Source organism: Catalinimonas alkaloidigena (assembly GCF_029504655.1).
Taxonomy (GTDB): Bacteria; Bacteroidota; Bacteroidia; order Cytophagales; family Cyclobacteriaceae; genus Catalinimonas; species Catalinimonas alkaloidigena.
The window spans coordinates 4,639,149-4,665,199 of sequence record NZ_JAQFIL010000001.1; the positions used below are offsets into that span (position 1 = coordinate 4,639,149).

Genomic DNA, 26,051 nt, shown 5'->3' on the forward strand with positions numbered 1-26,051 from the left:
TAGCTTATGGCTCACTTACCTCTACCCACATTCCTTCCAAACCAGCATTGATGGTATTGTCATACATAGCTTCGCAGTAAATACTGGGTTGGTAGAAACGGCCTTCGTAGCTGGCATTCAACATGATTCGGAAAGTTTTACGTTCTCCGGCAGCCAGATCAAAATAAGTATATACACGGTCATCGCGGATATCCTGATAGTCATAGGCGGACTGTTGGTTAAACTGCTCCATATCCAGCAGGCGGGTATTCAATATCTCCCAGCCTGAAGGCACGATATGCGATAAAGCTAACTGCTGAATATCACCATTTGTACCGGGATTATGCACCATTACTTCAGCTACGAAGTCAGTTCCCTGCTTGATGTCCTCAATTTCTAGAGCTTCACCGTTGATTCCTTTGTAAACCATTTTCATCTGCAAGCCATTACTCAGCATTGTTTCATTGCCAAGGGCGGGCCTGCCTCTGAGGATAACTCTCGCGTATAATTCCCCCTCACCCTGATTGACTACTTTCACATTGTGCTCACTTCTTCCGTTCATGGCAATAGGCCGCTGCACTACCGATAGCTCCGACTGCAAATTAATCGCAGGTTGACCGTCAATCTCAATACTGGCGTTGATGCCTTCTCCCAGTTCCATGTTCTCAGCAAATTTGGTAGTAGCCATAAGGGCAAAGGCTGTGGTCTGGGTGCTCATCCAGTTGTCATCATTGCTTAATGCAGAAGAGATACGGCGGAACAGCGCCAACCCTTTTTCTCTCTGGTTCATCAGTGCTAAAGTCTCCAGGATCATAGCTTCATCTCTCAGGGCAGAGCCGTAAGTACCTGCTGTTTCTTCATAGCTTTGCACCTCATTGCTCAAACCAGAAATGAGGGATTCAGCAACATCATTCTGTTCTAACAAGGCATAGGCAGTAGCAAGTCTCCACTGAGCAGCCAGACTCAGGCCACTAAGTTCTCTCATACGATTCATAGCTCCCTGTTCTTCCTGTCCGGCTAGGGCCAGCGTGTAGAGGCGATAAGCCTGTATCAGATCTTCACGGGCATACTGCTGGCTTCTTCCCCATTGGGTAGCTCTTCTTTTTTGGTAAACCATCCATGACTGAATCAGTCCGGCGGGAACAAAATACCCTTTCTGCTGCGCTTCCAGTAAGAAGTGTCCAGCATAGCTGGTGCTCCACTCATCAGCATCATTGGAGCCAGGCCAGTAAGCAAAAGCGCCCTCATTCGTTCGGAATGCACTTAACTGCCTGATCGCCTGCTTAATGTGTGTTTCAACTCTTGCCTGTTCTTCCGCTGATAATTCCTGCACATTACTCAGATACAATTGGGGAAAGGCCGCCGAAATGGTTTGCTCTACACAGCCGTGCGGATAGCTGATGAGATACTCCAGGCGCCTGCCAAGATTAAGGGGAGGTATATCAGAAAGTTCTATGACAGCCTCATTGGTACCGGACATGCCGATGGCTTCAAAGCTGGCTTCCCAGTTACTACCTGCGCTCAGCAAAGAACTCAGGGCTGTAGTAACTGGAGGATTAGGATTGCGCACATCTATCTCTACATTATAACCTGCCCTAACCGGCCCGGCAGCCGCATTAATTTCTACAGTCCCTGTTCCTACCTGCTCAGACACCTGCAAATTAAAATCTAAGATACGATCACCGGGATTGGCAAAAAACATCTCTTCTGAACGTTTACCCTGCAGGCTCATCAAATTACCGGTACTCACGCTTACCCTTACACTCTTAACCGAATTATCCATTGCAAATACGTCTACGGGTAGCTGAAGACGCTCTCCGGGACTCAAAGTTCTGGGCATGGTGCCCAGCACCATCAGTGGCTTGCTTACCGGTGTACTTTGCTCGGTATGGCCGTAAGCTCCTTCATTAGCAGCTACAACCATCGTACGGACAGAACCTACGTAGTTAGGCATGCGAATGGTGTGAATATTTTCCTCTCCATCTTCCAGAAAGAAAGGGCCCAGGAATTTTACCACCGGGTCAAAGCGGTTAGCACGACGGCTTCCTTCTCCCCGAGCAGCTTCATCCCCTCCGATAGACAGAATTCTCTCCAGTTCTCCCCCATAAGCGCCGATCACATACTCGTACATGTCCCAGGTTTTGACACCTAAAGCTTCGCGCGCGTAGAAGTAATCATGAGGAGCGGGAGTCTTAAAATTGGTGAGGTCCAGCAGACCTTCATCTACCATTGCGATAGTATAGGCCATAGGCTTTTCATTGGCTTCCGTGACCGTGATGATCATTTCACCTTCGGGTTCCACTTTTTCCGGCATGCTAATCACCGGCTCCAGCAATGTTTCCGGATTACTGACTTCCAAAGGAATAATGCCGTACATACGGATTGGCAGGTCATTGACAGTCTGCGCATGAGGCTGTAGCAGTGACACATGCACATAGATATTGGGCGTCATCTTTTCTGTGATCTCAAAGATAAAAGGAGTCTCTCCTTCTTCTTCCATTTCTACCCAGTAAGATTCCAGTACCTCTGTTCCATTTTCTATGCTGACCAGCGCTCTCCCTTCACCTTTGGCAGGAATGTTTACAGTGGCTTCTTCTCCTACTTCGTAGCTTACTTTGTCTGCCGAAAAACTTAACATGGCGGCTGCCTGAGGTGCATTGCGCCCATCGCGACCGGCATATTCCGGCCAGTCCAGATAAACGACTTCTCCGGTGCAATGGCCTGACTCAGTATCACAGGCCCGTAGGTAATATCGCCCCCAGGCTTCTTCATTTACGCTAAAGCTCCAGTTTGTTTTTCCATTGTCAACAGAAATCGTCTCCTGTAAAACAGGCTCATGGTATTCATTTCCTACGTAATTGGCTATGTAATCTTCTGATTGCTCCCACCACCAGCGCCAGTCCAGTTTGTATAATGACATGTCCAGTTCACGGCGGTTGAGCAGTTCTCCTCTTTCGTCTACTACGACCAGGCTCACCTGATGAGATTCTCCGGTAAGCAATGCACCACCCATACTTTCACCTTCAGGTACATCCAGGCCAACAAAAGAAGAATAAGGGTAATAGGGCAGCGTAAAGCGGTCAATACTGAAATTTCCTCCTTCTTCATAGACTCTGCCGAAGAAAGTGGCATTCAGTACGCCCGGTACTTCCTGCTCCAAATCCAGGTCTACGTCAAAGCTGGTACGGCCATTCTCATCTACCCTGCCATCAAATACTTCGCGACGTTCATCTGAAAAATCTCTGGCTTCATCCTCAAAAGTGTAGTTGGGGAAACCTTCAAAGTCAGTTTGTCCGGGGCTAAGTTGCATCTCAAACTCAGCCCGTAAGTTGCGGGCATTTGCTCCGCTGAGCCAGCTTACATTCAACTGTCCACTGGGATTCGGATTACGGGCGACGAACCTATCCGTTCGGAAGTCCAGATCAATTTTCAGTCGATTAGGACGAACGGTCTCTACACGCAAATTTTTGGTGAAGGAGGCCCCTCCTACCTGTACATTGGCAGTCCAGTTTCCGGTAAGGGCATCTGCTTCGGTAGCCGTGCTGAAATTGTAAATGTTTCCTATTGCATTAGTCCTTACGATGCGTTGTACCATCTGCCCACGTGGATTTTCCAGTTGAAAAATGACCGGATGGTTGGCAGGTAAAGTTTGGGCTTTATCTTCCAGTATAAAGTTAATATGCAGTGAATCACCGGGGCGCCATACGCCCCTGTCACCATAGATAAAGCCCTTCAGGCCATTGCGGACTTCCTGTCCGGATACTTCAAAGCTACTGAGAGACAGAGAGCTACCATCATCCACACGTAGATAGCCCCGCTGCCTCCCATCGGAAGCTACCAGTAGGTAGGGACGACGATCAGTTTCAATTAAAGCTTCTCCATCTCCGTCAGTTGAGGCCTCAGTGATCAGGCGTTGCTGAAAGTCGTATACATTTATATCTACTCCCGAGAGGGGTTCGGCAGAACGCAGATCGGTGACAGCAATATAAAGCAGATCGTTTTCTCCCCGCTTGGCAATAAGCCCCAGGTCAGATGCCAACAGCTTGGTCTTGGCACTGCGGCGAAACCCGTAGTAGGATGGTGAGCAGGGATTGTCTCTTTCTTCCCAATTGTAGTTAGGGGCATAATAATACTGATTATAAGCATCCCAGTAAATTTTGGAAGGGTCGTCCCAGTCTTCGGAAAGGTCATAGTCCGTCAGATCATTTTCTTCAGCATCTGCTGTGTTACAGCTATAAAGTGACTGGCTTAGTCTAAAACTTAAAACGACCTGATACAAAGCACCGGGATCTGTCTCAATGATCTCCCTAAGATCCAGCGTAAAGCGGTTCCACTTACTGAGGTCAGTAGCACCGGAGGCGTTGAGCGGCACTTTTTTCTGGGCTACCGGACGGGCTACCCTGCGGATTTCCTGCTCTCCATCGTATTGGTTGACCTGAAAAAACTGATTGAGATTATCTTCAAAAATTTTCACAATGGTCACATCAATTTCCCGCAGATTAGCAGCCTCAAAGGGAAGCATCATGCCATCGGTAGAAGGCAGGATCACTCCTTTGTTGACGAAACGAACGCCGGGTTTGATAGGCTCAAAGAGGACATCCACTTCTGTAGTTTGCTCCAGGCGTTCGCCTTTACTATTTTTAATGCCCTCATTAACCACCAGCGTATAGCGCCCACTCATAGCTTCAGGAGGATATACCCGCAAAATATTATTGTCTATGATAAGTCGTGGGTTACCTTCACCGGATTGTCGTATCTGAATAAGCCCTTCCAGGTCTTGATTCTCCTGTAAAGGGTCTGAAAAACGCAGTTCCACATATTGCTCTGGCTCTTCTGTTACTGTATGTCCGATAAGTGAAAAGCGACCTAATGAAGGTACAGGTATCTCTATCTCATCGCTCTTGTTTACAGAAATGAGCTCTCCATTACTTTGCAAAAGGATATTAACGTCTCCACTTAATCTGCTGATATTTCGCACTGTAAATTGGTGAGTGAGGGCATTATGCTGCCAGTCTATTTCCAGGGTATTTTCATCCTGCATAGCTGTCAGCATTTTTTCCACAGATGAGGCATCCGCTACATCTGCTGTTAACAACCTTCCTTCCAGTACGGGTTTGGCAAGGTCTTCACGATCCTCGTATGTAAGACCATTTAACTCCACCGCATAATTTTGCTGCATGGTACGAAGAGCATACTCAAAACTTTCAAGTTCGTCGGGCACTTCTATTAGTTCTTCCAAAGCAAACTTTACCTGATATTTTTGTCCTGAACGCAGTCTTTGTTCAGGCATAAATTCAAGCGTACTCCTATCCAGCCAATACGTTTCTCCTTTGATAGAAGGGTTAAAAGAAAAGTATTCCTCATCAACTTTTTTACCCAGCTGGCTAGAGTCAGCAAGGGCCTGGTTAAATTTTATACGTATGGATGACTCTGAAGAGATTATTCCGGCAGTATAGCCTGAGATATACGCACTGAAAGCCTCATCTACCTCTTCGGTCCCCTGGAAGTCTTCATCTGAGAACAATGAGCCGCCCCATACCAGTAGGAAAATAAGGAGAAGGCCACCGCCACCGACTATTCCTCTCTCTTGCCAAGAGGCCCGTACGTACCAGGCGTGAAGCCATGAAATAGCATTCCTGATCCAGTAAGAAATTTGATTGAGTAGTTGTAATAGAAACGCTCTGACTGTGTTCATAATATCTTTGAAACGATATCAAATAAGCTAAATTATACCACATATAGAAGGATAAAAAATTCTATGTGTATTCAAGGTCGTAAAAATAGGAATGGTTTTTTTTATAAAAAATTTTGGTATAACAGGTGTAGGAAAGAAGCCTTGATTTAATTACAAAACACGACAAGAGTTTTTATATTTGTAACTTCATAAAAATTCAAAAGCTTTGAACCTTATTGCTGGTTTAATTGTAAAAAGGCTTAGAACGTTCTTTCAAAAAAATTAAAGATTACCCGCTTGGGTTCTGGACTCGTTTTCTAACTCCAACACTTAGATAAATACCGAGTGAAGCTTACCATCAAAACCGGGCCTCACCCCTTGCTTTTGTGAGGGGCTTCGGTGAATGCCGGAGTTAACAGTGGATTGTTGCGATGGTTTAGCAGCTCAAAACCTGTCATAAAGGGGGTTAGTAAAACCCTCCAGACTCAAGTTGGGTATTTTTTCAACTTTCATCACCCTCCCTCAATCGTTCTGCTTCAAGCTGGGCTTCTTTTACGGTAACCCTTTCGCCATCAACTTTGGCAACAATGAAAGCATCCTGTATTCCCATCTTACGTATATCCTGGGCAAAATCCTGGGCAATTTCCAGCTCACGAAATTTTCCTAAGGTATACTGATCCAGTTCGCCACTATAATCTATGTTAAGTTTTGCCAGTCCCTCCTTATATTTTTCTAGGTCAAAATTTTCAAAAGCTCCGATTTGTACCTCAAAAAAGACGCCGGTATAATAGGGCGAAATCTCTACCAGCAGATTATTTACACGGTTCAGGCTATCAGTCTCAGCCTTAAGTTTTTCATTTTCAAGCTGGAGATTTTTATAACGCTCGGTTAATTCTGGCCACCTGCCGAAAAATGGAGGGTAATATTCTATGTAAATGATATAGGCAAGTGCAAGTAAGAGCAGAAAACCTAAAATTCGCATCCAGTAAATAAGCTGTTTATTATATCTGCTCAGAGCAGTATTTCTCTTACTCAGTGTCTGGTATTCTTCTGCCAGCGTCTCCATACTATTTATATAAATTTGTGGTCATTTCGGGCAGTATTTTTTTGCCCGGATAATATTTGCTATTTAAGCGCGCTTTGGCTTATAAAATCACATCGTCTGTATTTTATGCACAATTTGATAAACTCCGTTTGAAAAATAAAGATAGGACTTTATATTTGTCGCACATGGTAAGAATTAGCAAGACATATGTAAAAACTAACTGGTGGTGGCGCGCAATTCATTTTGTCGCGAACGGCTAGTTATTTAATGTCTTTATCCATAAAGCATGATTCATAAGCCTACTGTTCGCTCAGTAGGCTTTTTTATTTTAAACAGAGAACCAATGCAGACAAAACCAAGCAAGCACGCTTTTCATCTGGTGAGTGAGCACCGCCGAATGCTCGCAGACACCATTACACCGGTCAATATTTATTTGAAAATTCGTGACCGCTATGATAACCCTATCCTGCTGGAAAGCTCGGACTATCACAGCAGCGACAATAGTTTTTCCTTTATCTGCTGTAGTCCTATCGCTTCCTTTTCAGTAAAAAATAAAGTAGTACGCCAAAAATTCCCGGATGGTACTTCTACTGAGACCAAAACCGAGAAGAAGCAGGACATTATTGAAATGCTAAGCCAGTTTGCGGCTTCTTTCAAGGCTGAAGATCATCCGTATAAATTCAGCACCAATGGCATGTTTGGTTATATGGGATATGATGCCGTTCAGTATTACGAAGATATAGAGATGGATGCCGATACTGAAAAAGATTACGGAATACCGGAGATCCACTATGCGGTATACCGCTACGTCATCGCTATTGATCATTTCCGGAATGAGCTGTATGCCTTCCATCATGAAGTATCGGGGGAGGAAGCTTCTCATGATAAGCTGGCTGATCTAATCTCTCTCATCAATAACCGCAATATCCCCACCTACCGCTTCCAGCGACAGGGAGAAGAAAGCAGCAACTACTCTGATGAGGAATTTCTGGATATTATCCGCAAAGGACAAGCGCATTGCTTTCGGGGAGATGTATTTCAGATTGTGCTTTCACGCAGATTCCAGAACCAATTTAAGGGTGACGAATTCAATGTGTACCGCGCACTGCGCTCTATTAACCCATCTCCATACCTCTTTTATTTTGACTATGGCAGCTACAAAATCTTCGGTTCTTCACCGGAAGCACAGATCGTCATCAAAGAAGGTGAAGCCAGTATCTATCCCATCGCCGGAACGTTTAAGCGTACCGGTAATGATGCAGCGGATGCTGAGTTAGCGAAAAAGCTTATTGACGACCCGAAAGAGAACTCCGAACATGTAATGCTGGTAGACCTGGCTCGTAATGACCTGAGCAGACATGGCGATGAAGTCACTGTAGAAACTTTCAAGGAGGTACAGTATTTTTCGCATGTTATCCACTTGGTATCTAAAGTTACCAGCAAGCTGGCGCCAGAGACATCTCCCATTCAGGTAGTAGCCGATACTTTTCCGGCAGGCACCTTGTCCGGAGCACCGAAACATATGGCGATGCAGTTGATCAACAAATATGAAAGCACCAAAAGAGGATATTATGGTGGAGCCATTGGCTTTTTAGGTTTTGGCAGTGAGCATCATACTGCACAGTTTAACCATGCTATCATGATCAGGTCATTCATCAGCCAGAACAATACTTTGTATTATCAGGCGGGTGCAGGTGTAGTGGCTAAGTCGGTGGTAGAAAGTGAACTGCAGGAAGTCAACAACAAACTCGCTGCCCTAAGAAGAGCGCTTGATGTCGCGGAAGATATATCAAATTAAAAATTGCAGATTCCAAATTACAGATGATGGGGAAGATAGAGCAGTTTGAAGATTTACCTATCTGGAAGCATGCTGCTGCTTTGGCATTGGATATCTATCAAATTGCTGAAGAAGGCAAACTAAAGCAGGATTTCAGTATGAAAGATCAAATTAAGAGTGCTGCTATCTCTATTTCCAGCAATATTGCCGAAGGATATGAATATGGAAGTAATAAAGAATTTGTAAGATTTCTTCGCTACGCAAAAGGTTCAGCCGGAGAATTAAGAAGCCAGTTGTTCATTCTAAACCATACAGGACTTCTTGAAGCTGAAAAATATGAATCTTTAAAAAGTTAATTATTAGAAATATTGCGACAGCTTTCTGGTTTTATGAAATACTTAAGAGAACACTAATTAATTTTGAATCTTTAATATGCAATTTGCAATTCACTCATGAAAATACTAGTTCTAGATAATTATGATTCATTCACCTATAACCTGGTGCATATCCTGCGGGAGCTGGGTTATGGCGAGCAGATGGACGTAATCCGAAATGATAAGATCAGTCTGGAGGAAGTAGGAAAGTATGATAAGATACTCCTTTCTCCCGGTCCCGGTATTCCCGAAGAAGCAGGCATTATGATGGATGTAATCAAAAAGTACGCGCCTGAAAAAAGTATCCTGGGCGTATGCCTGGGCCATCAGGGCATAGCAGAGGCTTTTCAAGCCAGACTCTACAATATGCCTACGGTACTCCATGGCTATGCCGATAAGGTTACATTACAAGACCAAGATGAATATCTCTTTGAAGGTGTGCCTCAGGAATTCAACGTATGCCGCTACCACAGCTGGGCTGTAGAGACCGCTTCTGTTCCTGAAGATTTGATCATCACAGCTCTGGATCCGAAAGGTGAAGTAATGGGTCTGCGCCATAAATCTTTTGATGTGCATGGTGTGCAGTTTCATCCAGAGTCCATACTCACGGAACACGGTAAGCTAATGATCAAAAACTGGTTAACTCATTAAAGGATTAAACTGCTAAACGGCAGGATCATGGAAAAGAAATATTTGAGTTTGAATGATCTTGAGGCTTATCAGATTGCCTACCATTTGAGCAATAAAGTCTGGAAAATCGTACTTCGCTGGGATAATTTCAGTCGTAATACTCTTGGACAGCAGTTTGTCAGGGTAATTGATTCTGTTTCAGCTTACATTGCGGAAGGATCTGGCAGGTTTGGTAAAAAGACAAAATTCGTTTCTACCGCTATGCAGCCGGTTCTAATTACGAATGCCTGGACTGGAATAAGAAAGCCAAAGAAAGAAAGTTGTTGACACATGAAACTTATGATTATATCTTTCAGGAACTCAAAAAGTTACCCAAAGCCATCAATACCCTCATCAAATACACAAATGAGATTTAGCCATTTAGCCGATAATCATTTAATGATATAACAATTCACTCATTAGCTCCAAAGCAAGTCAGTAATTCAACCATTTGACAATTTGGTCATATAGCCATTTAATCATTCAGCAATTCAACCTATGAAAGACATCCTCAATAAACTTATAGAATATAAATCTTTAGACAAAGATACAGCACAGCTAATCCTCACCAAGCTGGCGCAGGGAGAATACAACCAAAGCCAGATGGCTGCTTTTCTCACTGTTTTTCTGATGCGAAGCATTACGGTAGAAGAGCTGGAAGGATTTAGGGATGCGATGCTGGAGCTTTGTGTGCCCCTTCACATCGAAGAGTACGATGCGATTGACCTCTGCGGTACCGGTGGCGATGGTAAAGACACTTTCAATATTTCTACCACCGCCTCTTTTGTAGTTGCAGGGGCTGGACAGCCAGTAGCCAAACACGGTAACAAAGGTGTTTCTTCAGTAAGTGGTTCCTCAGACCTGATTACTCACTTTGGTTATGAATTTACCAATGATTCTGATCAGCTGAAAAAGAGCTTGGCAGAAGCTAACATCTGCTTTTTGCACGCGCCCCTGTTTCATCCTGCCATGAAAAATGTAGGCCCCGTACGCCGTGAACTGGGTATGAAAACCTTCTTCAACATGCTGGGACCTATGGTTAACCCTTCCTTTCCCAAAAGACAACTGGTAGGTGTGTTCAGTCTGGAACTGGCTCGCCTGTATGCGTATCTCTATCAAAAAACGGATAAAAAGTTTGTGATCCTCCACTCTCTGGATGGTTATGATGAGATTTCTCTCACCGGGCCTTTCAAAATGATTACCAATGATCAGGAGCAGGTTTTACAGCCGGAAGACCTGGGCTTTTCAACGCACAAAGCGGAGGCATTGCATGGAGGCGAATCTATAGAGGATGCGGCACGTATTTTTACAAACATTCTGGAAGGTAAAGGTACCAAAGCGCAAAATGAAGCTGTACTCGCAAATGCTGCCATGGCTATTCACTGCGGTAAACTCGGGCTCAGCCTGCAAGACAGTATTGCTGCCGCTCGTGAATCACTTGCATCCGGAAAAGCCCTGGAAACGTTTAACAAGTTGATAGCGACACAGTCTTCCTAATATATTATTTCATCATAGAAGAGCGTTAACGTTAATTTATGCTTTACTGGCTTGGTAATGAACTGTGCTTCCCTCACGTAGAAGAAGCTGAAGAGTGGGGAGGCCTGGCTTTGGGAGGGGATCTATCACCCGAGAGACTACTCTTGGCTTATCGTTCGGGGATTTTCCCCTGGTATGACATAGGGCAGCCAATCATCTGGCATGCTCCTGACCCTCGCTTTGTTATGTTTCCCAAAAAACTGAAAGTGGCTAAAAGCATGAGGCCAATTTTTAACCAAAAAAAGTTTGGAGTGACATTTGACACCGATTTTTCTTCTGTGATCAGAAACTGTCAACAGACAAGACGCAGTGGTCAGATAGGTACGTGGATTACCGACGAAATGCTGGAAGCCTACTGTTATCTTCATACATTGGGGTACGCCCATTCCGTAGAAGTATGGCAGGAAGACAGACTGGTTGGCGGCTTGTATGGCGTTTCTTTAGGTAGCATATTTTTTGGAGAATCTATGTTTAGCAAGCTTAGCAATGCTTCCAAAACCGGATTTATTACCCTGGCCTGGGAGCTTCAAAAAAGAAATTTTAGCCTCATTGATAGTCAGGTACATACGCCCCACTTAGAAAGTATGGGTGCCGAAGAGATTCCTCGCAAAAAGTATATGAACTTACTCAGGCAAGCCTTGAGACAGCATACACATAAAGGTAGCTGGACAGACTGGCTTGAATAAAAAATGAGTTACCACCGTAGCGGTAACTCATGTAGAGATATATAAATAGGGGAATCTTAACTATCTTTTCTACCTCTGCCTCGGTTATTTCCGCGACGCTCATGCAAATCTTCTTTGATTGTGAGGTACTCGTTGAATTGTTCTTCTGACAGTAGGGACTTTAGTTCATCTTCCATTGCCGTCTGCTGTTCTTCTCTTAAAGCCATTCTCTCTTCCCTGCCTGAAGCCTGTTCCGCTTTTTCTCTGCCTTCTTTCATGTTTTTGAGAAAAAGCGCTTCCATCCCTTCAGCCTGCTCTTCTGTAAGGCTTAACTTTTCAGTCAAATGGGCTGTCATCTTTTCAGCTCTATCCTCAGGAGACCTGCCTTCTCTCTGTGCGAATGCGGTGGTACTTATCAATATTCCAAAAGCGAATGCTATTATTTTTGTTTTCATGATTGTATTTGTTTTCGTTTCTGGAACTTAGAGCAGTCTTATAAGCAAAGGTTTAAAACCTCTCCCAAAATTTTTCTACCAATTACACCTACTCTATTCTATTCAGGCTTAGGCATGAACAATGTACAAGGTTTTTAACCTTTAACTTTAAACTTCATACCTGTCACCACATCATAATCGCAAAATTACCTTCCAGGTGCTGGTAATAAAGCCTTGCCCTCAGTACATAACGGCGACCTTTGATAAGCCGGTAGCGTAGGTGTGCATTATAATCCTTCCCGCTATCATCATCAGCACCCCGGTAACGCCATTCGCCTCCATCATCTTCAAAAAGCACCAGAATGGTATCTGACTCACCGAATGTGCGTATGCTGTAGGTACGCGAAGTTTTGGGGATAATGACATAGTCTATCTGATCTCCAGCTTTGATACTGAGTTTTTTGGAACGGAAAGGTTTGAGCTCTTCCAGCTCTTTTTCCAGAGGAGGATAAAAGGTTTTGACCCATTGAATATCTCGCTCAGATAGACCAGGTGCCGGAAATATTCCTTCTTCACCATAAATTTCGGGCTGAAGAATCAGGCCAGGTCCGAAGGGGTAGTGCATAATAGAATTGGGGTCCCAGTTTGAACCCTGCACCGTATCGGGATCAAGCTTGCGGATGATATTATGATAAGTTTTATCCCTTGACCAATTATTGGGCGGCTGGGCAAGCGCAGCATACACTGCCTCTTCATCCCAAATGATTCCAGCATTAGGATTCTGGTGCTCATGTGGTAGCCCTAGTGTATGTCCAATTTCATGTAGCGCCGTGTCCAGCCCATCCTGACCCGATAAATTCCAGCCAAAATTCATGGTTCGCTGACCTGCTCCAATATTGAGCACATAGGTACCCAGGTATGACCATGCCCCATCCCCTTGCATGAAACCAATTCTTACCTCAGCATCTTCACGATTATCTACCTCCTGAAACTCCAGGCCAATGCAGATTTCTTTCCACTTTTTGAAAGCCTCCCTGACCACATTCTGCTGATCTTCAGGGCCCACCCAACTTCTCCAGATACGCTCCCCTCCCGGCGTAAATATGAATTCACCATCTTCTTCCTGATCAAAAAAGTAGTAATGAATCACCGTACCATTCACCCATTTATTATCAGTAATAATAATCGCCGAGGCTCTAAACGGATTGACTTCAAGTTCAAAAACCCTGGTAGGCGTAGGGGGCATGGAACAATAATGCGCAGTCGGATTACTTTTAGTAAGCTCGTCTTTTGATTTAGCTTTCTTTTTGGATTTGGCCATGGTTATGCAATATTATGTGTGATAATTCTTAAATGACAGTAACTTCTAACAAGAGCTCAGGATTGAACATGCTCTTATGTAAATGAAATTTAAAAAAATTAGAGAGTGATGACTAGCTCCTACTTCAAATACTTTTGACTCAAAAAATGATTTCCATAAGTACAGGTATGGAACCTCAGCATGTAAATAGCTTATAAAAATTAAAAAATTGTAAAGCTAACTTTACAATTTGCTGGTAAAAGTAATGATTCTTGTTCACTGCTATTCTGGCTTAGGTACAATTTCATATGAAAAATTACTTTATATCCTGTATCCTTTACCAATAAGAAAATAGCTGAATACTGGTAAAACGAAGGTGAGTCAATTTTATTCACTGTATTTCAGCAGAACATATTAGTTTTTTTGAACAATACTCACACTTGTTTTCACCCTTGAGATATTTTTGTTTCACTATCATGATAAATAATTAAACAAATTTTATACATATTTGCATTATATTAATATTACGTATAAAATTATAGCAATATGTTAGCACAATTAGTTTATGTCAGCCTGAGAGCACCGATTTGTACTGAAGATGAAATTCAAAAAATATTAGCTTCTTGTAAAAAGAATAACAAAGAGAAAGATGTAACCGGAGTACTGCTGTATTCTGACACACACTTCTTGCAATATTTAGAGGGCGATTACAAAAACATCGCCTCACTTTATGATACAATCAAATTAGACAAAAGGCATAAGCATGCACTTATGGTAAGTAATGCTCCAATCAGCAAAAGGTCATTCCCAGGCTGGCAGATGGGTGCGAAAAAGTTTGATAAACAGGATATAGTATTTCAGTCTGAGATGAGTGCCTCAGAGCGCATAGCTTTCAAAAGTTTGCTAAGCGGCGAGTCTGAAGATGGTCAACTGGCACTTCACTTAGTTTTAAAGTTCTTCAAATAAGCGGAAGGACTTCAACGAATTTATGGTCTTTTTGAGAGGACCTAAGCGTCGTCAGAAGCCACGGTTTTTCTTTACCAGATGGTTAAGCTTTTGCCCAAACGGTGATCTCCCCTACCTACCAGCTGGTAGCTAAGTGTCAATTCGTTGGTTTGCATAATTAGCCGCGCTTCTCCAGTAGGGATTTCAAATGCATAGCCTAGCTGTAGTTTCTGCAAGCGTAAACCCAGATTAAAAGAATAAGCCAGCTGATGTCTGTAACCCGCTCCCACCCAAAACTTATTTTGAAAAACACCTTTAAGTTGTCCTTCAGGGCTTCCACCACGTTTCTGATCGTATTGGTAAAGGCCATTCACCACCAGCCCAAACTGTTCTGAGAGCTGGGTCCTGTAACCGGCTTGCACCATATGTTTATAATCATAAACGATAAAGGTCATCTCTTGGTCCAGATTTCCTTGTCCTTTAGTGGCATCATGCAGGGCATACCCAAGGTAAAAATTTTCTCCTGCCAGCATTAAGCCCAGATTGATATCCATGCGCCCGTTTTTGGTATTTTGCATGTATTGCAGTACGAAGGGATCGTTACTTTGCTCCAGATTCATTTTGCTGGCATCCATCCCTTCCATATTGTATGTAAGGCTGGTACCTGCTCTCAAACTGATTGATCGGGTAAGTTTGAGGTTGGAGCTGTAGCTGAGGTAGAACTGGTGCTCGTAATATGGGCCGAATGCATCTTTCATAAATGATAGTCCAAATGCATGCTTGGCTCTGGATTGCTCAATTTTCTTTTCCTCTTTTTTATCATTTTCTTTTGCTTTCCACGTTTTTAAATCAGATACATTGAGCTCGGTAGCAAGATAGAAAGTGGAGGGCGCCCCTTCTACTGATGACCACTGACTGCGGTATAAGGAGTTTATGACTGAGCCTTCAAAACCGGTAAGCGCAGGATTAAAATATTGTTTGAGCAATGGAAAGTTAGCTGACTGCTTTCTGCTTTGTGCCAGCAAGCTTAAAGTAGAGAATAGTAATATGCCTAATAAGTAAATTTTCTTCATGCCTTTGGCTATTTGATGACGCTCAGTACGCCGCGTTTGCTTAGTTGAATATCCTTGATGGTAATGATGTAGTAGTAAGTTCCATTTTGTACGCTACCCTGGTTGCTTCCATCCCACCCCTGTTCTGGATCAGTAGTCTGGAAAACTCTCCTGCCCGCCCGATCATATACTTCTATGAGGACATCATCAAAGAACTTAAGGTCTGGCACGAGCCATATTTCGTTAATTCCATCTCCATTAGGAGAAAATGTATTGATGAAATTGATGGACTCTGCTGGCTCAAAGGAGGTTTTATTGAGCGTGAAAACGGCTTCGGTAGCATTAGCATACGCATCTGCGCTTTGCACTCGGATAGAGAAAGTCTTTTTTCCTGAAAGGCCACGGTTTGAATTCAGAAACAATGCATCTCCGATGATTGAAAACAAATCATTTTCACTATCCCCTTCACCTTCCACCAAAGTATAAGTATGAGTTTCATCATCATCTTTTGTAGTAAAAACAGCTATTGGCTCTTTCAGAGAAATGTCAGGGCTGAAAGCATTTCTGGAAATAAGGATTTGGGTAGGCGCAAGATTTGCGCTGAGTAGCACTTGAAGCTGAGCTGTAAGATTTTTGGTGTTGGTACAAGCTTCTGTTACTATTTCTCCCTGAAGGAAATAAGAACCTGCCTGATCCTTATTATAATTTCCAATGTGCCATTCAACAAGTAAATATTTTTGGCTTCCGTCTGAGCAACTAACCTGAACCGCTTCGGGTAAGTCTATGGATTCAAAAGAGGTAGCGTAAGGCACTTCAATGGAAGAAATAGATGCCACACTCACAATGTTTACCGTAGTTTTCCTGATGCTTGCCTTTACTTCTTCGCCTCTATTGCCTGCCGCATCTTCCAGATAAAAAGAACTTGCTAGCACTCCATCCGGCAAAGTGAGCAGGTTCAAGTCATCGATTTCCATCTGAGCTTCAGTGACTTCAAGCTGGCCTTCTACGACTTTACCTTCGCCCTGGCCGTTTATGGCATAATACAACATACTTCCTACTTCTAAGCCAAGTAGCTTAAAACCATAGGTGTACACATTTTCCATGTCTACATCCTCAAGTGGCTCATCAAACGCATAGGTATTTGGAGGAACAGTATCATAAATAACTTTCAGGCTTTCAGAAGAAGGGAGGTTTTTATTACCAGCTTCATCCTGAGCCACTGCGGAGATAATTTCAATTTCTACCTCACCATCCTGCTCAGGAACAATCTGAGCAATGTAATGCTGCTGGTCTTCAGTTTGCAATTGCTCAACGGTTCCATTTTTTACTGAAATATCTTCCTCAGCAAAACCGCTTACTACTTCAGAAAAAGCAACATGAACTTCAAAAGATGTATTGAATACCTTGGCGGAAGTGGAAAGTGTCACTTCGGGAGAACTACTATCATATGTTAAGCGCAAGCGTTCAGATGCCTGATTCGTATTTTCTGCTGCATCAATCACTAATCCATCTTTTATTTCCAGGCTTAGTAATCCTTCGGTTTGAGGCTGAATGCTGAGCGTATAATGCTTAGCGCTTATTAACTGCATATCGGAAGCAGTAGCATTTTCTAACGCTATATCGTCCAGCGTAAAGTCACTTACGGCTTCACTGAAGTAAATGTTTACAGCAAACGCTGCTTTAACCGGGCCTTTGATAGTGGTAGAAATACGTACTGTTGGCCTTGTCGTATCTTTATAAATCGTGGCAGTAGCTATACCTCCGGTATTTCCGGAAGCATCGGTAAGCGTAAGCGAAAGGGTAAGCTCTCCATCGGCAAGACCACTCACATCTATAGCATTTACCAAGTGATCTTCTGCCTCTACCGCTCCACTGCCGCTAACTGTAGTTGCTTCCGACTCACTTTGGATAGCATACTCATAAGTACTTCCTACTTCAGCACTGTTTATGATAAAAGATATGTCCAACTGTTGTGCTGAATTGATTACACCCTCATCAAAAGTAAGGGTATAGCCTTCAGGGGCAGTATTATCCTCTATGGTAATGGTCGCCCTTGCACTTCCCTGGTTTCCACTTCTGTCCGTGGCAGTGAGGACAACTATATTTTCGCCCAAATCTTCTATACCAAATTCAGACTTATTTAGATTGAGGGTAAGCCTGTCAGAGCAAGCATCTATAGAACCACCATCAAGCTGCTCAGCACTGACGCTGGCTTTACCCTCTTTATCTAATTGAACCTTGATATCTTTTGTAAGCACTTTAGGCGCAGTAAAGTCATATATCATGACATTGGCTGCGGTTGAAGACGTATTACCGGCATTATCACTTACTGTAAAAGTCACAGTATTTTCACCCAGTTCCTCACATGAAAAATAAGTCTTATCTACGGTATAGTGTAGCTCACTACAATTGTCACTACTACCTCCATCCAGATAGTCGGCAATTAGCTCTGCCTGACCGTTTTCGTCTAATATCAGAAAGTAATCACTGGCTTTAACCTCGGGTGCTTCTTCATCTAAAATCACCTCATAACTAATTGAACTGTGATAAGCATCTCCTTCGCTGTCCACCACTGTACAGCTTACAGTTTTTGGTCCGTCAGCATCAAAACGAGCATCTAAAGCTTGCTCACCATAGAGCTCTCCATCACCGATATCCCAGCGATAAGACTGTGCTGCTTTCAGTACCAGGACAGAAATATCATCCATACCCCAGTTATCGTAGCTGGAGCCTGAATTGGAAGGCTGAAACCAGCGAAAACGTGTGCTATTCGTTTTGGCAGCTTCGGGTATAGCAACTGAAAACTGTGTCCAGCTATACAGGTCAATGCCTTCGGGAGACAAAGTACCGATCTGGTAAGGTACCCAGTATTTGATAGTGTGCCATTGTGATCCGCCGTCGGTAGAATACTGAAGATAGACTCCTTCACTGGGTTCGTCAGGGTTTTCGCAACCGCTGCTGGGATCATCTCTGCCAAAGCGCATGCTGAAGGTAATCTGCCCTCCTATGTTTACATCAAGGTCGTTGGTAGCCACAAACCGCTGTCCATTCTTATCATTAATAGTTGCCCAGAAATAGTCTGAATTGTCCGGGGTGTCGGAAAAAATACCGGAGCAGGCCTGTCCGAGATTGTAAGGACTGGAAGACCAGTCGTCAGGCATATGCCCCGAGTCAAAAGAATAAGTTGTACCTACTTCAATAAAGCCAGCCTCAAAGGTCACATGCTGATTACCACAGCTTCCGCTTTCTTTATTGGAATTGATGGTGAACTGCTGCGCTTGCAAGGACAGGCTACTTTGCCAAATGATAATTGTTACTAATACGCTGGTCAATTTACTTTGCATGAGTGGCTATCGGCTATAGGAGATAATATCTAAAATCAGTAAAATAAGGCTCGGCTGATCTTGCACTGGCCAGTACCATTAGATGGTTATTGGCATAGCTTCCGCAGTTTCCCTGCATTACTTCTCCCGGAGCAAGTAGAATGCTGACATAATTTTCATTGCTGTCCTCTTCAGGACTGCTGAACCACTGTAGATTGAGCTCTTTATCGGACTTATTTTCCAGGCGGATAGCAAAAAAGTCAAATGCAACTCCGTTCATAAAGTCATCGCAATGTATCCGACGATAGCTGATGCTGTAAGCTTCTTCTTCTTTGAAAGTGGTCCACTCATCTAATGCCAGTAGCTCATGAGTCATCATAAAAAATGAACAAAGGCACAGCAAACAAATTCTTTTCTTACTCATCAACATGCGTTCGTGGTTTGAGGTAGAGTCAATTCTGACACAACACTTAGTCTTTTCATTAGTGCTTTTCAGCATTTTATACTAATGATTCCGAAAGTTAGGCAGGTAGGTATTAAGTTGTGGTGCGATGGAACTGGGTAAGACACGCTCGTAGTGTTTTCTCATTTTTGACGGAAGGCCATGTATAAAATACAATAATCAAAGAGAAGACTGCGTACCTCTTTTATTTCATCTTAATGAAACAAAATATGTCAATATCTAATAAATATAACTAAGCAAAGTATGACTATAACTTATCCTGAATAATATTAAAAATCAGCTTCATAATATCCATATGGACGGATATACTACAAAAAGTAATGAGACTAAGCTTGAAAATTAGGTACTTAGAGAAGAAAAACCTTACGCATATTAATATTGCACAGAAAGTAAAAATATTAACAAAAAGCTGCGTAAAATTCATTGAATAAGCAATACAAAATGAAATACAGAAAAAAGCCAGTAACTATTGATGCCATACAGTGGAACGAGACCGATACTCAATATAAGGGAGTGAAAGCATGGTGTGAGAGCTTTGGAGATCGTTTTGAAGATCACTTCATAACGGATGATGGTTTTAAAGTGAACACCCTGGAAGGGAGTAGTTATAGTATCAGCCCGGGAGACTATATCATCAGAGGGGTGAAAGGTGAATACTATCCCTGCAAAGCTGATATTTTTGCAGAGACTTACGAAGCTATTTAAAAGGTAAACCAATACTTCTTGAATGAGCTTTTTTGGGCTGAACCCTCATCTCAATTTCTCTTTGCGTTTTATTTTTAATCTTCAATACCTAATTTTCCATCTTCCTTAGTACTTAACACTACAGCAGTCAGACAGATATGAAACGTATAGCCTCATTCCTTTTCTTTTGCCTCTTTTCTTCCTCCCTATGGGCACAGGCGCCCGCACCTTATGGTCCTGTTCCCTCTGAACGCCAGCTGGCCTGGCAGGATTTGGAGTATTACGCTTTCGTTCATTTCAACATGAACACCTTTAGCGATATGGAGTGGGGCTATGGCAATGAATCACCCAAATTGTTTAACCCTACACAACTTGACTGCCGCCAGTGGGCCAGAATAGCGAAAAAAGCAGGCATGAAAGGTATTATTCTCACTGCCAAGCACCATGATGGCTTTTGCCTCTGGCCTTCAGAATACACCGAGCACTCGGTCAAAAGCTCACCCTGGAAAAATGGACAAGGCGATGTGCTGCAGGAATTACGTGAAGCCTGCGATGAATATGGTCTTGAAATGGGTGTCTACCTTTCGCCCTGGGACAGAAATCATCCTGACTACGGTAAGCCGGAGTACCTGACGTATTTCAGAAATCAGCTTCGCGAACTCCTGACCCAGTACGGCGACATTTTTGAAGTCTGGTTTGATGGCGCCAATGGCGGTGATGGCTATTACGGCGGTGCCAACGAAGAGCGTAAGATTGATCGCAAGACCTATTATGACTGGGAGAACACCTACAAGATCGTCAGAGACTTACAGCCTATGGCAGTGCTCTTTAGCGATGCTGGCCCAGATGTGCGCTGGGTAGGCACAGAGGAAGGCTTTGCTAATAAAACCAACTGGAGCCTGCTGCGGAGGGATGAGGCCTGGCCCGGATGGCCCCGCTATCTGGAGCTGCGCTCCGGCCATGAGGATGGCACCCACTGGCTTCCTGCTGAGGTGAATACTTCTACCCGTCCTGGCTGGTATTATCATGAGTCAGAAGACCATAAGGTCAAAACTTTGCCGGAACTGCTGAACATCTACTATCATAGCATTGGCCGTAACGGTACTTTCCTGCTCAACTTTCCGGTAGATACCCGCGGGCTTATTCATGAGGAGGACTCAGCCCGTGTGATCCAATTAGCAGAACAGATCAAGAAAGATTTTGCCAATAACCTGGCAGTTAATAATAAAGTAGAAGCCAGTCAGGTAAGAAATGGCGAAGTTACCTATGCCGCTGACAAGGTAAATGACAATGATCCGGAAACCTATTGGGCTACGGACGATGGTGTCACTTCTGCTTCACTCACTATTGACCTGGGTGAACCTACTTTTATCAACCGTTTTCTGGTGCAGGAGTACATTCCTTTGGGCCAAAGGGTAAAATCTTTTACCCTGGAAGGACTACAAAATGGAAGTTGGAAAACCATAGCTGAAGAGGCTACTATCGGTTACAAACGTATTCTTCGCTTCCCTGATATTGAAGTTTCTAAAGTACGCTTCACTGTAACTGAAGCCAAAGCTTGTCCGCTGATTTCCAACCTGGAACTGTACCGGGCACCTAAAGTGCTGAGCGAGCCACGAATTCTGAGGAATAAAGAAGGGGTAGTAGAAATCATTTCTCCCGACCTGGACGCCAGGGTCTACTATACGACCAATGGTCAGGAGCCCACTGCTGCTTCCAAACCCTATACCAAAGCATTTAACTTTGCTAAAAAAGGAACAATAAAAGCCATTATTATAGATGCCCAAACCGGTAAAAGCAGCCCGGTAGCATCTGTGGATTTTGATATCAGCAGGGCTGATTGGAAGCTGCTGCAGCCAAAAGGTAAAGCCAAAGAGGTAAACGCGATCTGGGATGGAAAGGCCTCTACCCAATGGGGCGTAGAAGATGTTGATTTTCCCGCAGAATGGATTGTTGATTTAGGAAAAAGCTACCGCTTGAAGGGTTTAACCTATCTACCCGATCAGAGCAGATATGCGGCAGGTATTGTTTCCAACTATGAAGTGTATGTCAGTGAAGATGGTAAAAACTGGGGTACAGTGGTGGCAGAAGGCGAGTTTTCTAATATTCGCAATAATCCCATAGCGCAGCAAATTAACTTCAACCCCAAGTCAGGTCGCTTTGTAAAGTTTGTAGCCACTAAAATTACAGATGGGCAGGATGGCGTAAAAGCCGCAGAGTTGGGAGTGATTACCGAGTAGGTTGGATACAAACTGATGTTTCTGGTAGAATAGTTGGCTATATACCGTCTGTCTTCCTCTTCAAGTATGTTTTCTATCATATGCTCACAAGAAAACCTGACCGAAAAGAACACCAGGATAAAAAGCTTCTTAATAAGAGGGCTTATAAATCTTTAGATGAACTAAAACAACAGTTTCGGATATCAAGGCAATTGATATCTTCCAGAAACCACTGTGCCAACTGCTTAATTTTTAGGCAGAAAAATCTCTGCCATCATACAGCGGGCACTGCCTCCGCCACAGGTTTCAATCGTGTCAAGTGGACTGCACAGAATATCGGTATGCTTCTCTATCTGCTTGACCTGTTCTTCGGTCAATGAACGGTAAGCCTGCTCCGACATCACCAGCAGCTTTTGACCGCTTTGGCTTTTCACCTGCAGCATATTGCCGGCGAACTGATTACACTGCTCCTCAGTGATATGGAAGATTTCTTTTCCTGACTCTTTTAATGTCTGGTTGACCATTTCACGTTCTTTTGCATCCCGTATAGCTTCATCACAGAGAATGGCGATATCTTCTCCTACACTCATCATCACATTAGTATGGTAAATATCGGATAAACTACCTTCTGATGTAGTCTGAGAAGCGGTGAAAATCACTGGCTTATAGCCAAATTCTTTACAGAAAGCCGCAAACAGATCTTTATGCGTGCGCGGCGACACACAGGCGTAAGCAATTTTATGCTCCCGATCCAGAATCATGCTGCCGGTACCTTCCAGATATTGTTCCTGCGCTTCAAAGCTGGAATAGTCCAGCCTCCGCCCTACCTTATAGCCCATCTTCTTCAGGGTATCAATGATATCTTCGCGACGTTCCAGCCTGCGGCTCTCTGCCCACATCGGGTAGGTGACCACTGTGCCATCCGTATGGGTGGATATCCAGTTGTTAGGAAAAATAGAATCAGTCTTGCTAGGTTCTATGGTATCATCTATGGTGATAACGTAGACCCCAGCAGCTTTCAGTTTATCCACAAACTGATTGAATTCCGCCAAAGCCTGCTGCTGAATGTCTGCCGGACTTTGGGTATCCAGTTTTTTCTGGTAGAGGTTGTTTTCAGCCGTTTCAGCATTATAGCCAAACTTAACCGGCCTGATCATGAGTAGGGTATCGGTGAGTTGCATATTAATTACTTATTGTGAAAGTAGTTCTAGGGGTCATGGTTCTTGCTTATATGGGATTCGTTTCTTACGTAAAATATAAAACATAACACCACTAAGAACCAAAATGCCTTATCACCAAGAACTTCAAATTATTAAACAGTTATCGCCACATCATCTCTTAGCAGAGGCATGCTCATACAATGGGTACCACCACGCGCTCTGGAAAGCTCGGCGGAAGGTAAAAGGATTAGCGTATCTCCGGTTACGATTTCGTCTATGTCTTTGCCGTTTTCTACCTGCTCAATGATTTCAGCAGAACGTAATACCAAAAAGCCCCGCTTTCTGAATTCTTCTTCGGTTTTTACATTGCGGTCATAGCCAATGACTACACCTTCCCTGATTGCGAGAAAATTACAGGCATCGGTCCATTGCTCACGTTCGCTATAGGGAAACTCTCCTCCGGCACTGGGAATGATTTCGCAGCGCTGGGCTCCAAAATCTTCCTTACTGATCTGCTCCATCAGGTCGTCCAGATAATTCAACTTGTTGATGTTTACGCTGAACATATCATTTCCTTCATCTACGCGAATAAATTGTGTGATTTCCACATTATAGACAGGCTCACTGTGTTTCCCGTTCAGTGCTCCGCTAAAGTCAAATTTGCTCTGTTTGGCCAGCATTTCCTTTTTAGAAAAAGGGCTGAACAGTATCCAGGTGTCTTTTTTGACCTGCGTAAAGACAGTATCAATATGCATATAAGCACGACGCCGGGGAATTTTGATCACTGACACCTTCTTGATCAGATTAGTCCGAAACACTTCATCTACCAGACGGTCAGCCGCGGCGATAGAAGTACGTTCACTCAGCCCTACCAATACATGACCAGGGCTGACCATCATCACATCTCCCCCTTCTATGGTGACTGCTTTATCTTGTATTTCTTCTTCGCTGGAAAGGAAAAAAGGATTAGGCTCCTGCAGTTCTATCACCTGCTGGGCAAGCTCGTCAGGCTGCTGGCTGGTGGTCTGCTTAAGTAGTTCAAAGTGAGCAATGTATTTAAAGAGCAAAGCTTCACGATCGCGGGCATCTTCATAGGGTTTACTCAGCAGTATATGATCATGGATCGTAATGCCAATGTCACGGGTAAAGATCAGGTTAGGAATAGGCGCAAATATGAAGTATTCTTTTCCATCATCATCCATTAAGATTCCGGTGATCAGGGTTTTGGCCAGTTCGGCAGGTGGCATTTCCAGCAGATGTTTCTGAGCCCGGAGTCCGCATTTTTCTATCGCACAGACTGAAGGGATGAGTAGATATTTTACGTCCTCATTGTGCAGAATACGGGTTAGCATTTCTTCCACCTTCAGCACATAGTCAGAGTCAAAGCTGTTGTTACGTGAAGCTTCCTGATAGGCCGGGTCATTTGCTTTTCCCTTGATTTTATCCTGATCCAGGAAACACAACAGCACTTTCAGATATTCGCCATACTCCTGCTGCATTTTTTCCAGATATACAATATCATCGTAGAGCAGTTGTTCCTTGATACGAGGTACGATCTTGCCAATTCCCGCATCAGGGCTATGTACTAACAAACGTCTTAAACGACCAATCTCAGAAGTAACTTTGATGTTATGGTTTGTCATATGCTCAGGGCTTATGTTGTTTCTACTATCATTCTCAAAGTTAAGATAATTCCCTGCACTTTGGATGCGCTGATGTTGATCTTTTCAGGAAAGCTCTATACGTAAATGGTTACATGATTAAATGATTGCTTGACTAAACGGCTTAGGATCATTTGGCAGTTCAGCCATTTTACCATTTGACCCTATCTAATTTAGTCTACATAGCTTTAGCAAAGAAGCCCCCAACTACTTAACTTTGAACTTCAAAAATATGAAGCAAACCCTATGAATATACTGGATAAGATTGTTGTCCGGAAAAAGGAAGAGATAGCGCAGCGCAAGGCAGAAACAAGCGAGGAAAGCCTTAGAAAAAGTTCGCTCTTTGAGCGCAGTACATTTTCATTGTCGGGAGAACTCAAAAAGAAGCAGCCTGCCATCATCGCTGAGTTCAAGCGCAAATCTCCTTCCAAAGGTATCATCAATGCAGAGGCGGATGTGATGCAAACTACCACTGGCTACGTAAAAGCCGGAGCTGCGGCTCTGTCTGTCTTGACCGATATAGATTTTTTTAACGGCAGCGACAAAAACCTTCGCATCGCTCGCCAGCATAATAATTGCCCAATCCTGCGCAAAGATTTTACCATTGATCCTTATCAGATCACCGAAGCCAAAGCTTTAGGAGCGGATGCGATTCTGCTGATCGCTGCTATTCTCAGTCCTGAAGCGGTAAAACAACTGGCTTCCTATGCGCGTGAACTGGGCCTGGAAGTACTGTTGGAAGTGCATAATGCGGAGGAACTGCAGCAAACCGCACTTGACGATAATATTGCTCCTTTCTTAAACGTAGTGGGCGTTAACAACCGTAACCTTAAAACTTTTGAAGTGAGCATTCAGACCTCCATTGATCTGGCTGAGTTGATGCCAGAAAGCATGGTGAAAATTTCGGAAAGCGGCATCAGCAATGCAGAAAATATCCGAATACTGACTGAACATGGCTACCAGGGATTTTTAGTAGGAGAATATTTTATGAAGCAAAGCGACCCTGCTGCAGCCTGTAAAGCATTCATTCAACAAATCTGATGCAGGCTGAACTATCAAAAGTAAAATTTAGGTTGATGAAGTGATGGCAA

18 protein-coding genes and 1 pseudogene are annotated in these 26,051 nt (G+C 43.5%); 10 read left to right on the forward strand and 9 right to left on the reverse strand.

What is annotated here, in order from left to right; translation table 11 throughout:
* Nucleotides 1-4: 4 nt before the first annotated feature.
* Together OKW21_RS18900 and OKW21_RS18905 are read right to left on the reverse strand one after the other, a co-directional pair.
* Nucleotides 5-5,674 carry an alpha-2-macroglobulin family protein gene (locus OKW21_RS18900; RefSeq protein WP_277482090.1) on the reverse strand — a complete coding sequence of 1,890 codons (5,670 nt, stop codon included), beginning with the start codon at nucleotides 5,672-5,674 and terminating at the stop codon, nucleotides 5-7.
* Nucleotides 5,675-6,155: 481 nt separating this feature from the next.
* Nucleotides 6,156-6,719, reverse strand: coding sequence for a hypothetical protein (locus OKW21_RS18905; protein ID WP_277482093.1), 564 nt, complete (start codon nucleotides 6,717-6,719; stop codon nucleotides 6,156-6,158).
* A 322-nt stretch (nucleotides 6,720-7,041) separates the two neighbouring features.
* On the opposite strand from OKW21_RS18905, the gene OKW21_RS18910 reads away from it, so the two are divergent.
* The 6 genes and pseudogenes from OKW21_RS18910 to aat all read left to right on the forward strand — a co-directional run bounded on the left by OKW21_RS18910 (nucleotide 7,042) and on the right by aat (nucleotide 11,740).
* Entirely contained in the window at nucleotides 7,042-8,496 is a 1,455-nt protein-coding gene (locus tag OKW21_RS18910) for an anthranilate synthase component I family protein (RefSeq protein WP_277482095.1), read from the forward strand.
* A gap of 23 nt (nucleotides 8,497-8,519) precedes the next feature.
* The gene (locus tag OKW21_RS18915; protein WP_277482097.1) at nucleotides 8,520-8,831 is read left to right on the forward strand and encodes a four helix bundle protein; all 312 of its coding nucleotides are present in this window, start codon (nucleotides 8,520-8,522) and stop codon (nucleotides 8,829-8,831) included.
* Between the two features lie 96 nt (nucleotides 8,832-8,927).
* Nucleotides 8,928-9,500: an anthranilate synthase component II gene (locus OKW21_RS18920; protein ID WP_277482103.1), complete on the forward strand. Its 573-nt coding sequence runs from the start codon at nucleotides 8,928-8,930 to the stop codon at nucleotides 9,498-9,500.
* Nucleotides 9,501-9,527: 27 nt separating this feature from the next.
* A pseudogene (locus tag OKW21_RS18925) lies at nucleotides 9,528-9,895 on the forward strand (four helix bundle protein).
* Between the two features lie 121 nt (nucleotides 9,896-10,016).
* Nucleotides 10,017-11,015 carry an anthranilate phosphoribosyltransferase gene (trpD, locus tag OKW21_RS18930; RefSeq protein WP_277482106.1) on the forward strand — a complete coding sequence of 333 codons (999 nt, stop codon included), beginning with the start codon at nucleotides 10,017-10,019 and terminating at the stop codon, nucleotides 11,013-11,015.
* Nucleotides 11,016-11,053: 38 nt separating this feature from the next.
* Nucleotides 11,054-11,740 carry a leucyl/phenylalanyl-tRNA--protein transferase gene (aat, locus tag OKW21_RS18935; RefSeq protein WP_277482108.1) on the forward strand — a complete coding sequence of 229 codons (687 nt, stop codon included), beginning with the start codon at nucleotides 11,054-11,056 and terminating at the stop codon, nucleotides 11,738-11,740.
* A 56-nt stretch (nucleotides 11,741-11,796) separates the two neighbouring features.
* Here the strand turns inward: aat and OKW21_RS18940 are convergent, their stop codons facing one another.
* A complete protein-coding gene (locus OKW21_RS18940; protein ID WP_277482109.1) occupies nucleotides 11,797-12,174 on the reverse strand; it encodes a hypothetical protein in 378 nt (125 codons plus the stop codon).
* Between the two features lie 163 nt (nucleotides 12,175-12,337).
* The gene (locus tag OKW21_RS18945) at nucleotides 12,338-13,474 is read right to left on the reverse strand and encodes a M12 family metallopeptidase (RefSeq protein WP_277482111.1); all 1,137 of its coding nucleotides are present in this window, start codon (nucleotides 13,472-13,474) and stop codon (nucleotides 12,338-12,340) included.
* A gap of 525 nt (nucleotides 13,475-13,999) precedes the next feature.
* Here OKW21_RS18945 and OKW21_RS18950 point away from each other — a divergent pair.
* Complete coding sequence (locus tag OKW21_RS18950; protein ID WP_277482113.1) at nucleotides 14,000-14,419, forward strand: BLUF domain-containing protein; 420 nt, start codon at nucleotides 14,000-14,002, stop codon at nucleotides 14,417-14,419.
* 71 nt (nucleotides 14,420-14,490) lie between these two features.
* On the opposite strand, the gene OKW21_RS18955 is transcribed toward OKW21_RS18950, so the two are convergent.
* Genes OKW21_RS18955 through OKW21_RS18965 form a run of 3 tightly spaced genes read right to left on the reverse strand, consistent with a single transcriptional unit; the run spans nucleotide 14,491 to nucleotide 19,152 of the window.
* Nucleotides 14,491-15,471, reverse strand: coding sequence for a PorP/SprF family type IX secretion system membrane protein (locus OKW21_RS18955; RefSeq protein WP_277482115.1), 981 nt, complete (start codon nucleotides 15,469-15,471; stop codon nucleotides 14,491-14,493).
* Nucleotides 15,472-15,479: 8 nt separating this feature from the next.
* A complete protein-coding gene (locus OKW21_RS18960) occupies nucleotides 15,480-18,794 on the reverse strand; it encodes an Ig-like domain-containing protein (protein ID WP_277482118.1) in 3,315 nt (1,104 codons plus the stop codon).
* A 13-nt stretch (nucleotides 18,795-18,807) separates the two neighbouring features.
* Nucleotides 18,808-19,152, reverse strand: coding sequence for a hypothetical protein (locus OKW21_RS18965; RefSeq protein ID WP_277482120.1), 345 nt, complete (start codon nucleotides 19,150-19,152; stop codon nucleotides 18,808-18,810).
* Nucleotides 19,153-19,677: 525 nt separating this feature from the next.
* On the opposite strand from OKW21_RS18965, the gene OKW21_RS18970 reads away from it, so the two are divergent.
* Both OKW21_RS18970 and OKW21_RS18975 read left to right on the forward strand, forming a co-directional pair.
* The gene (locus tag OKW21_RS18970) at nucleotides 19,678-19,941 is read left to right on the forward strand and encodes a hypothetical protein (RefSeq protein ID WP_277482123.1); all 264 of its coding nucleotides are present in this window, start codon (nucleotides 19,678-19,680) and stop codon (nucleotides 19,939-19,941) included.
* 137 nt (nucleotides 19,942-20,078) lie between these two features.
* Nucleotides 20,079-22,160, forward strand: coding sequence for a discoidin domain-containing protein (locus OKW21_RS18975; RefSeq protein ID WP_277482126.1), 2,082 nt, complete (start codon nucleotides 20,079-20,081; stop codon nucleotides 22,158-22,160).
* 224 nt (nucleotides 22,161-22,384) lie between these two features.
* On the opposite strand, the gene ctlX is transcribed toward OKW21_RS18975, so the two are convergent.
* On the reverse strand, nucleotides 22,385-23,320 hold the full coding sequence (gene ctlX / locus OKW21_RS18980) for a citrulline utilization hydrolase CtlX (protein WP_277482130.1): 936 nt from the start codon (nucleotides 23,318-23,320) through the stop codon (nucleotides 22,385-22,387).
* A gap of 131 nt (nucleotides 23,321-23,451) precedes the next feature.
* A complete protein-coding gene (locus tag OKW21_RS18985) occupies nucleotides 23,452-24,942 on the reverse strand; it encodes an arginine deiminase family protein (protein WP_277482132.1) in 1,491 nt (496 codons plus the stop codon).
* Nucleotides 24,943-25,206: 264 nt separating this feature from the next.
* Here OKW21_RS18985 and trpC point away from each other — a divergent pair, with 264 nt between their 5' ends.
* Nucleotides 25,207-26,001, forward strand: coding sequence for an indole-3-glycerol phosphate synthase TrpC (trpC, locus tag OKW21_RS18990; protein ID WP_277482134.1), 795 nt, complete (start codon nucleotides 25,207-25,209; stop codon nucleotides 25,999-26,001).
* Nucleotides 26,002-26,051: the final 50 nt, after the last annotated feature.